The sequence below is a fragment of the Leucobacter komagatae genome, from assembly GCF_000834055.1.
Taxonomy (GTDB): Bacteria; Actinomycetota; Actinomycetes; order Actinomycetales; family Microbacteriaceae; genus Leucobacter; species Leucobacter komagatae_A.
Genome location: NZ_JXSQ01000002.1, coordinates 166,277 through 179,600 on the forward strand (window position 1 = coordinate 166,277; position 13,324 = coordinate 179,600).

Below are 13,324 nucleotides of genomic sequence, written 5' to 3' on the forward strand. Positions count from 1 at the left end.
GCTACCTGCCGAGGTACGCCATCCCGGCGGCGGCAAGGTCGTCGGTGAAGCTCCCCAGGTTGGTGCTTGTGACGCCACCATCCACCGGCAGCACGACGCCGTTCACGAACTCCGAGAGATCGCTCGCGAGGAACACTGCGGCCTTCGCAATGTCCTCGGGCGTACCAACGCGGCCACTGGGCTGCGTCGGGCCAAGTTTCTCTGAGAGGTAGGCGACGAACTCCGCAGCATTCTCCTCAGGGATCCCGAATCCGCGCGACATGATCGGGGTCATGATGATCCCGGGGGCGATGGCGTTGGATCGGATGCCGAGCGGCGCGAGTTCAGGCGTCGCCTGCTTCACGACGCCGACCACCCCGTGCTTCGCGACCGTGTACGCCGCTGCCGACCAGCCGCCCTGGAACGCTGCGGCAGAGGCGGTCGAGATGATCGACCCTCCGGTGCCCTGCGCCTTGAACTGGCGCGCGGCATATTTATGTCCGAACATCACCGAGCTGGTGAGCAGCGAGAGCGTCTTCTCGAAGCCCTCCTGACCAAGCTCCATGATCGGCGCCTGGTCGCCCTGGGCGCCGGCGTTATTGAACATGATGTCGAGCTTGCCGAAGCGCTCGACGGTTGCCGCGACGACCGCCTCAATCGCCGCTTCCTCGGTCACGTTTGTGTTGGTGTAGGCGACGCGATCGCCGAGGCGATCCGCTATTGCCGCGCCTGCCTCGTCTTGGATGTCGGCGATCATCACCCGCGCGCCCTCATCGAGGAAACGCTCGACTGTTGCGAGGCCGATGCCGCTCGTCCCACCCGTAACAATGGCGACCTTGTCGGTAAGTAGTTGAGTCATGGTTCTCTCCCTGCAGGGTCCCCACACTGCTTGGCCTGCATCCTGGGACCCTCATGGATGAGACCAGCGCGCTCGGGATTCACCCGAGGGCACACGCCAAGGGCCACAGCTCCGTGGCGGGGATCGGGATGCGTATCGCATCGCGTTCAACCCGAGTATTCCGGAGCGCCCTCGCGGCGTTAACTCAATCATAGCTCAACCAAAAGCCCTGACCAGGGGCACTTTCACAGGCAACCATGCTACATTACATGGAACCGCCGATCGACTTCAGCACACGCGTCATGCCGTGGCTGAAGCCGCGCGCAACAAGCGCGTCGCCGAGCCCCTCTGCGCGCTCACTCACGAGAGCCTCTGCCCACACGGTCCAATAGCCAGCATCGGCGAGGAGGTCGATCCCGCGCATGAACTCGTCGATCCACCGCTCGAATTCGCCGGCTTCAACGCCAACGCCACCCGCCGCGGGTACCGCGCCGGCGGCAACGTCAAGCACGACGACGCTTGGCGCGGTCACCCACGTGTCGTCGCTGTGACCGGTCTGCGAGAGCGAGACGCCAAGGGCAGCAAACACGGCAGCTGCATCGCCCGTGTCACCGAGCACCCGAGACGCCTCCCCTGGTGCCGGGTGCATCGAACGCATCCACGTCTTCGAATACGGGGCGTACCCTGCGCGAGTGTAGAACCGGAGTGCACCCTCGTTACCACCCATCACGTCGATCGCAACGCGCTCAATCCCGCGAGCCCGCGCCGACTCCTCGACGATGGTGACCAGCTCGGCGCCGATCCCCTGACCACGCGTCTCGGGTAGCAGCGACAGTGTCTCAAGGACCTCGACGCGCGAGCTTGCCGCATCGGCCGGTGCGCCCGGTGCGCTCGATCCGCCCAGCGAGTCCTCGAAACTCAGCGCGTAACCGACCGGCGCCGCATCATCGGTCGCGATCCACAGCGACGCGTGCGGCGAGCCCTCGATCGTGTCGCGGTAGTGGTCTCGGCGCTGCGGCCAACTCCCTGCCCGCGGCTTCGTCACCATACCCGCAGCCCCCATCGACACGTGATGGTCAAACAGCGCTGTCCACAGCGGCGCGAGTGGGCTCGGCAACGCCGTGAGCACTGTGAGGGGATCATGCTGCTCGATCTGGATCATTCTCGAACCTCACTGTCACTTGGTGCCGGCATCAAACTCAAGATGGCCTACAGCTCGTGTCATGTCGACCAGGCACACCATATCAATCATGTCCAGCTTTGCGACAGAGCACCCGTATCGCACATTCGGGCCACACAAACCTCGCGTCACGCCGACCATGGCGTTCAAGACGTAAGCATTCCTAAACATTGAAGGCGTTCATAGTCGAACGACTCTGCCAGAATCACAAGCTCGACCCGATTATGAACCGTTCGCCCAACGAGGCCACAAATGCCCCTAGACTCTCGACCATCAGCTAACCAACATAGATAGCGAGCAAAGACTTGGCCTCCACTTCGCATTCCGCGGCCCTCTCGAGTTTCACCAGGGAGATGTTTAATTCCGACGAATACCAACGGGTCTCGGATTTCCTGGAGCTCGTAAAGCCCGGGACCCCGTGGTGCATCCCGACAGAGCTTTTCTTGAAACTCAACGGGAATGTGAAGCGCGGCAAATTCGTAAACCAAAGCATTAACGAGTTACTCAAAGAGCGGGGCTTGGTCAGCAGCCCTTCCATCGAGGCAGCAGATTACTACGGTGACGTGATTGTTTCGGATCCAAGGGATCGATTTGCTCGCCACGAGGGTGCAACTTCGCTCCCGCTCTCAGCATTTCCCAGCGATTTCGACGGCGTAATCTACTTTGGTCGAGAGACTCCTGTGAGCAAGATCAAGGCGAAGATGGTCAGTTTTGACATCTCGCAGATTCCGATCTTGTCGAGCGATCAAAAGCAGCTACATGGGGTAGTGACCTGGCGCAGCCTCGCACTCGCCTCCGATTCCCCAGAGCCCCTCCGCGCTCAAGATGTCATGGCGAAAGCCGGCCACGTTGCTTCGTCCGGTGACGATTTTGTAGAGCTAGTAGACACCATTATTGCCCAAGAGTACGTGCTTTATCGCGTCCCAGACGGAAGAATCAATGGGATCGTCACAGCGAGCGATTTGGCGCGAGCGTTTGACGGCACTGCGAGCATATATGTGAGGCTTCAAGAACTCGAGAACCGCCTTCGCATTCTCCTCGACCGCTCTCCCCTGCCCGAGCTTCAGAAACACCTTGAAGGTCGGCGACAAGAGATGTCGGGGTTCCGTGGCGCAACCGACATGATGTTTGGCGAGTACTTATCTGCTTTGAAAGACCCCAACATTTGGGCTGCAACTGGGATCGGCTTCGATCAGGATTCGTGCCTCAGCCTACTCGCTGCTGCAAAGGAGGTACGCAACGGCGTGATGCACTTCTCTTCAGGTCCAGAAGACGAGTCCCAGGCCGAGAAGGATGGTCACGCTGCCGTCATCCGCGCATTGCGGCTTTTGCGAGCCATACCAACTTCGTAGGGCTTCGTGCAATGTGTCGCCCCTGAGGGAGGCACATATCCTACTTTGAGTGACACTCAGAAGCACCGATTCGCCGCGCCGCTTTCGTCACGTGTGCCCGGTGCGGGCACCTCACCTCCTATTCTGGTGTGTATGACTTCACGGTGGAAAGATGTGGCAATGGCGGCGGGTCTCGCAAGCGGCGACGGAACGGTCCGGCCGACGATCTTCGCCGAAATGAGCGCGCTCGCCGCAGCGACCGGTTCCGCGAACCTCGGCCAGGGTTTCCCTGACGAGGACGGGCCAGCCTGGATCCGCGAGGCAGCTGTCGATGCGATCCGCGCCGGAGAGAACCAATACCCACCCGGCCGTGGCATTCAACGGCTGCGCGAGGCAATCGCCGGCCACCAGTCAAGGCACTACGGCATCGACCTCGATCCTGACACCGAGGTGCTCGTCACCGCGGGAGCAACGGAGGCGCTGACCGCCGCGATCCTCGCGCTCGCAGGCCCGGGCGACGAGGTCGTCACCCTCGAACCGTTCTACGATTCGCACGCAGCAGCGATCGCGATGGCGGGCGCGACGCACGTTACCGTGCCGCTCGTGCCGAGCGGTGGCGGCTTCGCGGTGGATCGCGCAGTGCTTTCTGCCGCCGTCACTCCGCACACGAAACTCATCCTCGTGAACTCCCCGCACAACCCGACGGGGACAGTACTCACGCGCGAGGAGCTCTCCGACATTGCCGCGACAGCGGTGGCCGCCGACGCGATCGTCATCACCGACGAGGTCTACGAGCATCTCGTCTTTGACGGGGCGAGCCACATCCCCATCGCGACACTGCCAGGCATGCGCGAACGCACCCTCACCATCTCCTCGGCGGGGAAGACGTTCTCACTCACCGGCTGGAAGGTTGGTTGGGTGGCGGGGCCCGCGCACCTCATCGAAGCGGTGCTCGCGGTGAAGCAGTTTCTCACGTACTCGGGCGGTGCCCCCTTCCAACCTGCGATCGCGAGTGCCCTCACCGACGGCGACGCCGACATCGCCGAACTTCGCGAGACACTCGACGCTCGCCGCGAACTACTCCTGGCAAGCCTCACACGAGCCGGGTTCACCTCGGTGCGACCGCAGGGCACCTACTTCGTCTGCGCCGACGCGACACCGTTCCTCACCGACGCCGTCCCCGACGGGGCGGCATTCGCGCGCTGGCTGCCTGCACACGCCGGCGTCGCCTGTGTCCCGCTCTCGGCGTTCTGCCGCGCGGGTTCCGAGACCGCCGACGCGCTCTCCAACTGGGTGCGCTTCACCTTCGTGAAAGACGATGCGACGCTCGCCACCGCAATCGAGCGGCTGGAGACGCGGCTGTCGCGGGGCTAGCCAAGCGGCAGCTCGGTCATTGACGTCAGAAGAGCGTCGGCGCAGCTTCGCCTTGCCCCGCACTGCCGGTGCCTGTGCCGGTGCCGGTGGCGGTGGCGGTGCCGCCAGCGCTCTCCTGGCCAGGCGCGGTCTGCGCCGCGAGCTCGCGCGAGATGTCCGCTGAGACCGCGAGCGCACGTGCGACGAGTTCGGCGTCACCCTCCCGGTCAGCGGAAAGCCATTCATCGTGGAGTGCTCGCGGCAACACGAGCGGCATACGGTCGTGCACGGTCGCGGCCTCGCCAAGCGCGTCGCGAGTCACGAGCGAGTAGCTCTGCACGTCTGCCCCGTCGGGCAGCAGGCCGGGAGCTGTCACGGCTGCCATCCCGAACTCCTCGCCGCCCGGCAGCTCGAACCGCACACCCTTTTCGATGTACCAGGTTGCCGGAAGGATCGCGCGGTGCTGGAACGGCGTCTTCCAGCTCTGCAGCAGCCGGTCGGCTCGCGCGTTGAACGCGGTGTACTTCGCCGGCGCTCCCCCAACGTGCAGCCACCACCAGCCAAGCTCAAGCTCCCGCGCGCCGTTCATCTCCCGGATCAGCGGGTTGAGGTTGAGAGCGTTTCGTCCGGTAATGCGTGCGGTGCCCTGCCGCTCGGATACCCACTCCTCGAGGATTGCACGGCCCGCATCGGTGTCGCCGGGCGGGATCGGTCCGCGCAGCCCAGCGCGCTTCCCCCGACTCGAGTTCGGTCCAGCGAGCTCTAACCCATACCCTGCGCACATGCCGCAAGTGTAGTTCCGTGCTCAGACAGCGTCGAGGGTCGAGGGGGTCGCGTGTCTCGTGATCCGAAGCACTGCTTTGGGGCCGTGCCGCACGGTATGGCGCCGTGCCGCGCCCTAGAGCGGCGCGCCGACCCTGCGTACGAGCCTCGTGAGCCTGTCGTCGCCCGATGCGAAATGATCCGCCACCTCGCGCACGAGTGCACGCATCGCCTCGGCAGCGTGGGTGGGTGCCATGTCCTGCCGCCGAGCAATGCTCACCGTGCGGGCGATGCCTGGCGGCGCGAGCGGCGCAACGCGCAGTGTTGGGCGCTCGACCGCGACCATCGCGGGTACGACGACAACGCCGAGCCCGCGCTCGGCGAAGCGCAGCGCGGCATCCATCTCGACGCCCTCGACAGCGACAGTCGGCGTGAGCCCGAGCCCGCGAAACTCTGCGTCGAGAGCGGCGCGGAGATCGTAGGTTGCCGGGAACATGATCTGCGGCTCCTCGGCGAGTGCTTCGAGCGCGACGGGCGTCTTCAGCTTCTTGGGCCAGGCCCTGTCGGCCGCCGAGGCAACGACGAGCTGCTCGGACAGGATCGGTTCACGCTCGAGCACTGTCCGGTCAAGCTCGGAGGGCACGCTCGTGACGATCAGGGCAAGGTCGAGCTGTCCCTCGACGAGCGCACCGATGAGGCTCTTCGATCCGCGCTCAAGGATCTCGATGTCGACGCCGGGGTAGCGCTTGCGGTACTCGGCGACGACCTCGACGACGAGGCTCGTGCAGAGCGTTGGTGTTGCGCCGAGCCGAACCCTGCCGCTCTGCAGACCGGCGAGCTCAGCCATCATGCTCTCGGCGGTGTGGGCATCGGCGAGCATGCGCTTTGCGATGGGAAGGAGTCGCTCACCGGCTGCGGTGAGCGAGACATTGCCGCGCGCCCTGTGAAATAGCTCAACACCGAGGTCGGATTCGAGCGCCGCGATCTGGCGGCTGAGGGAGGGCTGCGTGACGTGCAGCCGCTCGGCTGCGCGGGTGAAATGGCTGGTCTGCGCGATTTCTGCGAAACCGCGAAGCTGTTCGAGGTTCATGTTCATAGCCTAACTGCATCGTGATGATGATAACTATTCATTGGAACGATCATTCTCTTTTATCTAACGTAGCTCTCATGACCGCAACAGGCACCCACGAACGTCTCATATCCACCTCCGCACTCGTCATCGGAACCGGTGGCGCAGGCCTCCGGGCAGCCATCGAACTCGCCGAACGCGGCGTGCAGGTACTCGCCGTAGGCAAACGGCGAAAGCACGACGCCCACACAACCCTCGCCGCCGGCGGAATCAACGCCGCGCTCGGCACCATGGACCCGGAGGACAGCTGGCAGCAACACGCAGCAGACACGCTCCGCGAATCGTACTTCCTCGCCGATCCACACATCGTCGAGATCGTCGCGAAGAACGCAGCCCGCGGCATCGAGGACCTCGATCGCTGGGGCATGCCATTCGCGCGGGAAGCCGACGGCAGGATCAGCCAGCGATTCTTCGGCGCCCACCTCTACCGCCGCACCGCCTACGCCGGCGACTACACGGGCCTTGAGATCCAGCGCACGCTGCTGCGGCGCGCTCAGGAGCTGCAGGTTCCCATCAACGACTCGGTCTACATCACACGGCTCCTCGTCGGCGACGGGAAGATCTTCGGAGCATACGGCTTCGACATCGTTGACGGAACCCCGGTCGTGATCCATGCCGACGCCGTCATTCTCGCGGCGGGTGGCCACACCCGAATCTGGCGCAACACCTCGTCCAGGCGCGACGAGAACACCGGCGACTCCTTCCGGCTCGCGGCACTCGCAGGCGCCCGCATCCGCGACGCCGAGCTCGTGCAGTTCCACCCCTCGGGGATCCTCGAACCAGCCGACGCAGCCGGCCTGCTCGTCTCGGAGGCTGCCCGCGGCGAGGGCGGGATCCTGCGCAACGCGCTCGGCGAACGCTTCATGGAGAAGTACGATCCGGAGCGCATGGAACTGTCGACCCGCGACAGGGTCGCGCTCGCGAGCTACACCGAGATCATCGAGGGGCGCGGCACCACGAACGGCGGCGTGTACCTCGACGTCTCCCACCTGCCGCGCGAGCAGATCCTCGAGAAGCTGCCACGGGTCTACCGCAACCTCATTGACCTGCAGATGCTCGACATCACCACAACCCCCATCGAGATCGCGCCGACCGCGCACTACTCGATGGGCGGCGTCTGGGTGAGCGCGGAGGAGCACGCAACGGGCGTCGACGGACTCTACGCCATCGGAGAGGCTGCGAGCGGACTGCACGGGGCGAACCGCCTCGGAGGCAACTCGCTCATCGAGCTGCTCGTGTACGGCCGCCTCACGGGCGGCGACGCTGCCGAGTACATCACCGGCCTCACCACCGTCAACCGCGACCCCGCGGCCGTCGCAGAAGCGCGCGGCGAGATGCAGCAGCTCCTCACGGGCACGGGCGAGGAGAGCCCGCGCCTGCTCCAGCGCCAGCTGCGCAACATCATGACCGAGCACGTCGGCGTCGTGCGCAGCGAGGAGGGCCTCACCGCCGGGCTCGTGAAGCTCAACGAACTTGAGGCGCGCGTGAAGAACCTCACCGCGCATCCCGATATCGCTGGCTTTGACGACCTCGCGCACGCGTTCGATCTCTACGGTTCGATGCTCGCCGCACGCGCAACGATCGAGAGCGCGCTCGCCCGAAAGGAGACCCGCGGCGCACACAACCGCTCCGACTTCCCGGAGCAGAGCGACGAGTACCGCGGCAACATGGTCTGGTCGCCGGGTCTTGGCGTCACGTTCGAGCCGGCCTCTGAAGCGCCGGATTCGTTCCGTGCGCTCGCCGAGCAGCAGATCGACGACTCCCCCGTTGGGAAGCTCGCGGAGTAGCCGGCAGGCGAACGAGCGACAACCGACACTGCTACCGAGCCTGGCGTCGCACCGCCTGGTGCAACGCCAGGCTCGGCGGCGTAACAGCAGCCTTCCGTGATGAACCCGTGTTACGATTTTCTGCATGGAGATGATTGAGGTGGATGGCATCTAGCCACCGCGCTACACCCGACGCTCGCACGCAACGGCCACGCCTGCGTGCTTGGAGCACTTTCCGGTAGCGCACTTCCACTGTTCACCAACGCCCGCACGGCGATCATTGTTGTGCGCGCGCAACAATTTCGGCGCTCTCCGAGCCGCCGATGAAGGAACTCGCTCAATCATGTCTATTTCCCCCTCCATCACGCTCCGCGCACTCAGCTTCGAGTGGCCGGACGGCACCGTCGCGCTCAACAACGTCTCTGGCACGTTCGCGCAGGGCCGCACCGGTCTCGTCGGGCGCAACGGCGCCGGCAAGTCGACGCTCCTGAAACTCATTGCTGGCCAGCTCACACCGACCGCCGGGCGCATCGAAACCCTTGGAGACGTCGGATATCTCCCCCAAACGCTCACCCTCAGCAGCAGCACAACGGTTGCGCAGCTGCTTGGGATCGATACGATCCTCGGCGCGCTGCGCGCGATCGAGGCTGGCGACGTTGACCAGCGCCACTTCGACGCTGTCGGAGACGACTGGGATATCGAAGCCCGAGCGGACGAGGCACTCGGACGCATCGGATTCGGCGCCGCCGACCTTGACCGCCGCGTGAGCGACGTCTCGGGCGGCGAGGCCATGCTCATCGCGATCACCGGGTTGCGGATCCGCCGCACCGCGATCACGCTGCTCGACGAACCAACCAACAACCTTGACCGCGCGACCCGCGCGCAGCTCGCGGGGTTTATCGACGAGTGGCCGGGCACCCTCATCGTTGTGAGCCACGATGTCGAACTCCTCGAGCGCATGGACCACACCACCGAGCTCCACGCGGGCACGCTCACCACCTTTGGCGGACCATACAGCGAGTGGCAGGTGCACCAGGAACAGCAGCAGGCTGCCGCCGAACAGGCGGCTCGTGCGGCGCAGCAAACGCTGAAGGTCGAAAAACGTCAGCGCCAGGAGGCTGAGACAAAGCTAGCGGCGCGTGCGCGCACCGCGAAGAAAACGCAGCGCGACGGCGGCATCCCGAAGATCCTCGCTGGCAAACGCGCAAGCGCCGCGCAGGAATCCGCCGGGTCCATGCGTTCGACCCTCGACGATAAGGTGCAGGCGGCGCAGGCAGCCCTCGACGCCGCAGACGCACGCGTGCGTGACGAGGAACACATTCACCTGACGCTCCCCGACCCCGGGGTGCCGCGCGGCAGGCGGATCGCCGAGTTCCGCGACGGCGACACGACCGTCATCATTCAGGGGCCCGAGCGGGTCGCACTCGTTGGCCCGAACGGCAGCGGAAAGTCGACGCTCATCGCGCAGTTGCTTTCGGGGAGTGAGGCGGACGGTGGCCGTCCCTCTGGCACCCTCGCCACCGAGCTCACCGGTTTCCTGCCGCAACGCCTCGACGGGTTGCGTGAGACCGAAAGCGCGGTCGAGAATGTGCGTGAGGTCGCGCCAAGCACACCGACCGGCACGATCCGCAATCAACTCGCGCGCCTTTTGCTTCGCGGAGACAGCGTCGACAGGCCGGTACGCACGCTCTCGGGCGGCGAGCGATTCCGCGTGTCCCTCGCAAAACTGCTGCTAGCGGATCCGCCAGCACAGCTCCTCATCCTCGACGAGCCGACAAACAACCTCGACATCGCGAGCGTCGAGCAGCTCGCCGAGGCGCTAGACGCATACCGGGGCGCGCTGCTCGTCGTGAGCCACGACTTTGCGTTCCTCGAACGGCTCGGCATCGACGTGGTACTCGAGCTCGACAGTGAGGGGCGTTTGCGTCAGCTGGCAGCACTCGCTGACGTTGCACACTAGTCGGCGTGTACCCCTTGACACGCGCGGGGGTGGGTACGGAACGATGGGTGCATGACGCACACGATCGCCATCGGCTACGAGCAGAACCTCCCATCGGCAGACAGTGACAGCCTCGTCGAGCGAGAAGTCGAGGTCGCGCCGCTTGGCGAACACGATCTCCTCGTTGAGGTCGCCGCCGTCTCGGTGAACCCCGTCGACGTGAAAGTCCGCACCGGTGCGCCCTCCGGCGGGTTCCGTGTGCTCGGATTCGACGCGGCCGGCACGGTCGTTGCCGTCGGCTCGGCCGTCACTCGATTCGCCGAGGGTGACGAGGTGTTCTATGCGGGCGACATCGACCGCGCTGGCTCAAACCAGCGCTACCAGCTCGTTGACGAGCGGATCGTCGGACCAAAGCCTGCCTCGCTCGGCTTCGCCGACGCGGCATCGCTGCCCCTCACCGCGATCACCGCGTGGGAGTCGCTGTTTGATCGCCTTCGGCTCGACGCCGACTCACGGGGGACGCTCCTCGTGGTCGGCGCGACCGGAGGCGTGGGGTCGGTGCTGCTGCAGATCGCTGAGGCGCTCCTGCCAGGTGTGACCGTCATCGCTACGGCCTCCGATGCTGACCGCGCCGAATGGGTCACGGGGCTTGGCGCCGAACACGTCGTGAACCATCGCGACGAGCTCGCAGCGCAGGTGCTCGCCATCGCCCCGGGCGGCGTCGATTGGGTGTTCACTGCGCACTCGGAGGGGCAGGTGGAGGTTTATGCCGAGCTCCTTGCCCCCTTCGGGCATGTTGTCGCCATCGACGACGGGCCACGCGACATCACGCCGCTGAAGCTCAAGAGCATCGCGTGGCACTGGGAGCGGATGTTCACCCGCTCCATGTTCCAAACCGCCGATATGGGCGAGCAGCACGCGCTACTCGGCGCCGTTGCGACGCTCGTAGACGAGGGCAAACTGCGCGCAACGACGACGACGGTGCTGTCGCCCATCTCGGCTGCAACGCTCCGCGACGCACACGCTCGCATCGAGGGCGGAAGCACGGTCGGCAAGATCGTCATCGAGGGCTGGGCGTAGCCGCAGCATCCGACCGCTCGAGAAACCCGAGAAACGCCAGCGCGGCGGGCGATGGGTTGAAGGCGCTCCACGCGAGATACTCGACGCGCGTGGGTCCGTCGGCGAGCTCGACCGCGCGCACGCCAGGCTGGCCGGCGACGAGGCCGCGCGCCATGATCGTGACGACGAGGCCGTTGCGCACGAGCTCAAGCAGAAGTCCAACGTCCATCGCCTCAAACGCGGCGTCCCGACGCACTCCCGCCGCAGCGAAAGCACGGTCGGACTGCGCGCGCCCCGGGGTATCCGCTGGAAAATCAGCGAAGGTCTCCCCCGCGAGATCCGCGAGGCGCACGCCGTCGCGTGGCAGCGTAGCCACCCCCGCCGGGCCGGCAGCGTCCGCCGGCCCGGCGAGCGGATGGCCCTCTGGCACGACCGCGACGAGCCGCTCCCGCGCAAGCACCCGCGTGGCGACGCCGGTTACCCGCACGTCGTCGGGGAATCCGAGGATCGCGGCGTCCATGCGCCCGGCGATGATCTCGGAGACGAATCCGTCGGATCCGCCGCCGCGCAGTCCGATCTGTACGTGGGGGTAGGCGCGGTGGAACTCGGCGAGCGCGCGGGGTACGTCGACGGCGGTGACAGTCGGAATCAGCCCGATGGACAGCGCGCCGCGCACCTCGCCCGCCGCGGCCGCGGCGTCAACCTGTGCGCGCTCAGCAGCGGCGAGGCTTGCGCGGGCGGCGGGGAGAAAGGCCTCGCCAGCAGGGGTGAGTTCGACCCGCCGGCTCGTGCGCGCGAACAGCGAAACCCCAAGCTCGCGCTCGAGCGCCTTCACCTGATGGCTCAGCGCTGACTGCACGACCCGGCAACGCTCGGCAGCCCGGGTAAAGCTTCGCTCCTCGGCGACCGCGACAACGTAACGCATCTGCTGCATCTCCACGCATTCACGATCTCACCTCATGGATTCAATGACAACAATGTGTTGGACTCATTGACACTCGCGGGCCGACGATTGAGTCGTGAATACCTCCCCCTCAGCCCCAGCCTCCGCCACGCCCTCGGGCAGGGCCGGCCTCATCGCCCTCACCGCACTTGCGCCCGCCATCTGGGGCACGACCTACATTGTCACCACCCACCTGCTCCCCGAGGGCCACCCGCTGTTCGCGGCGCTCATGCGATCGCTCCCGGCGGGCGTCATCGCGCTGCTCATCGCGCGCACGCTGCCGCGCGGCTCGTGGTGGTGGAAGAGCCTCGTGCTCGGCACCCTGAACATGGCCGCCTTCTTCCCGCTGCTCTTCCTCTCTGCGCAGCACCTCCCGGGCGGCGTCGCGGCGACCCTCGGGGCAGGCCAACCCATCGTGGTCGCGTTTCTCGCGGTAGCGATCCTCGGAGAGCAGCTCTCGGGTTGGCGGCTCGCGTGGGGCATCGTCGGCGTCGTGGGCGTCGGGCTCGTCGTGCTCGGGCCCGGCGCCGGGTTCTCTCCCGTCGGCATTCTCGCCGGCCTCGCCGGAGCGGTGTCGATGGCATTCGGAGTCGTACTCACCAAGCGCTGGGGCAGGCCCGCTGGCGTCTCAGCGATGGCGCTCGCAGGCTGGCAGCTCACCGCGGCCGGGCTCGTGCTACTCGTGCCGACACTGCTCATTGACGGCACCCCGCAGGGCATCGATGGGAAGGCCATCGCGGGCTACGCGTGGCTCGCCCTCTTCGGCGCGCTCGCAAGCTACACGATCTGGTTCTCGGGTATTCGCCAGCTCCCCGTCACCTCGACGGCGCTACTCGGGCTGCTGTCGCCACTCGTCGCGGCCGCGCTCGGGGTGCTCGTGGTGGGCGAGGCGCTCGCGCCGATCCAGATCGCGGGCTTCGCCGTCGCGCTCGCTGCGATGCTCGCGGGCCAGCTTGCGCCACCGAGGCGGCTGACCCGGTCGGGGTCGGCTCATACTACAAGGGATGCCACTTGACTTTCGCGCCGACTTGCGAAACCCTTGTGT

11 protein-coding genes are annotated in these 13,324 nt (G+C 66.0%); 6 read left to right on the plus strand and 5 right to left on the minus strand.

Annotated features, from left to right (window positions below; genetic code table 11):
- Position 1: 1 nt before the first annotated feature.
- Positions 2-838: an SDR family NAD(P)-dependent oxidoreductase gene (locus tag SD72_RS02445; RefSeq protein ID WP_042542833.1), complete on the minus strand. Its 837-nt coding sequence runs from the start codon at positions 836-838 to the stop codon at positions 2-4.
- Between the two features lie 244 nt (positions 839-1,082).
- Positions 1,083-1,979, minus strand: a complete 897-nt coding sequence (locus tag SD72_RS16740; RefSeq protein ID WP_052492396.1) for a GNAT family N-acetyltransferase — start codon at positions 1,977-1,979, stop codon at positions 1,083-1,085.
- 371 nt (positions 1,980-2,350) lie between these two features.
- Between SD72_RS16740 and SD72_RS02455 the strand changes: the two genes are divergently transcribed.
- Positions 2,351-3,349: a CBS domain-containing protein gene (locus tag SD72_RS02455; RefSeq protein ID WP_042542834.1), complete on the plus strand. Its 999-nt coding sequence runs from the start codon at positions 2,351-2,353 to the stop codon at positions 3,347-3,349.
- A 132-nt stretch (positions 3,350-3,481) separates the two neighbouring features.
- Positions 3,482-4,702: a pyridoxal phosphate-dependent aminotransferase gene (locus tag SD72_RS02460; RefSeq protein WP_042542835.1), complete on the plus strand. Its 1,221-nt coding sequence runs from the start codon at positions 3,482-3,484 to the stop codon at positions 4,700-4,702.
- A 25-nt stretch (positions 4,703-4,727) separates the two neighbouring features.
- On the opposite strand, the gene SD72_RS02465 is transcribed toward SD72_RS02460, so the two are convergent.
- Positions 4,728-5,465 carry an SOS response-associated peptidase family protein gene (locus SD72_RS02465; RefSeq protein ID WP_052492397.1) on the minus strand — a complete coding sequence of 246 codons (738 nt, stop codon included), beginning with the start codon at positions 5,463-5,465 and terminating at the stop codon, positions 4,728-4,730.
- Between the two features lie 114 nt (positions 5,466-5,579).
- Positions 5,580-6,533: a LysR family transcriptional regulator gene (locus tag SD72_RS02470; protein WP_042542943.1), complete on the minus strand. Its 954-nt coding sequence runs from the start codon at positions 6,531-6,533 to the stop codon at positions 5,580-5,582.
- A gap of 77 nt (positions 6,534-6,610) precedes the next feature.
- On the opposite strand from SD72_RS02470, the gene SD72_RS02475 reads away from it, so the two are divergent.
- The 3 genes from SD72_RS02475 to SD72_RS02485 all read left to right on the plus strand — a co-directional run bounded on the left by SD72_RS02475 (position 6,611) and on the right by SD72_RS02485 (position 11,357).
- Positions 6,611-8,359, plus strand: a complete 1,749-nt coding sequence (locus SD72_RS02475; protein ID WP_042542836.1) for an FAD-binding protein — start codon at positions 6,611-6,613, stop codon at positions 8,357-8,359.
- A 322-nt stretch (positions 8,360-8,681) separates the two neighbouring features.
- Positions 8,682-10,298 carry an ABC-F family ATP-binding cassette domain-containing protein gene (locus SD72_RS02480; RefSeq protein WP_042542837.1) on the plus strand — a complete coding sequence of 539 codons (1,617 nt, stop codon included), beginning with the start codon at positions 8,682-8,684 and terminating at the stop codon, positions 10,296-10,298.
- A 51-nt stretch (positions 10,299-10,349) separates the two neighbouring features.
- On the plus strand, positions 10,350-11,357 hold the full coding sequence (locus SD72_RS02485; protein WP_042542838.1) for a zinc-binding alcohol dehydrogenase family protein: 1,008 nt from the start codon (positions 10,350-10,352) through the stop codon (positions 11,355-11,357).
- On the opposite strand, the gene SD72_RS02490 is transcribed toward SD72_RS02485, so the two are convergent.
- Positions 11,338-12,270 (minus strand): LysR family transcriptional regulator, encoded by a 933-nt coding sequence (locus SD72_RS02490; RefSeq protein WP_232299615.1) that lies wholly within the window; start codon positions 12,268-12,270, stop codon positions 11,338-11,340. The genes SD72_RS02485 and SD72_RS02490 overlap by 20 nt on opposite strands.
- Before the next feature lie 85 nt (positions 12,271-12,355).
- On the opposite strand from SD72_RS02490, the gene SD72_RS02495 reads away from it, so the two are divergent.
- Positions 12,356-13,294, plus strand: coding sequence for an EamA family transporter (locus SD72_RS02495; protein WP_042542840.1), 939 nt, complete (start codon positions 12,356-12,358; stop codon positions 13,292-13,294).
- Positions 13,295-13,324: the final 30 nt, after the last annotated feature.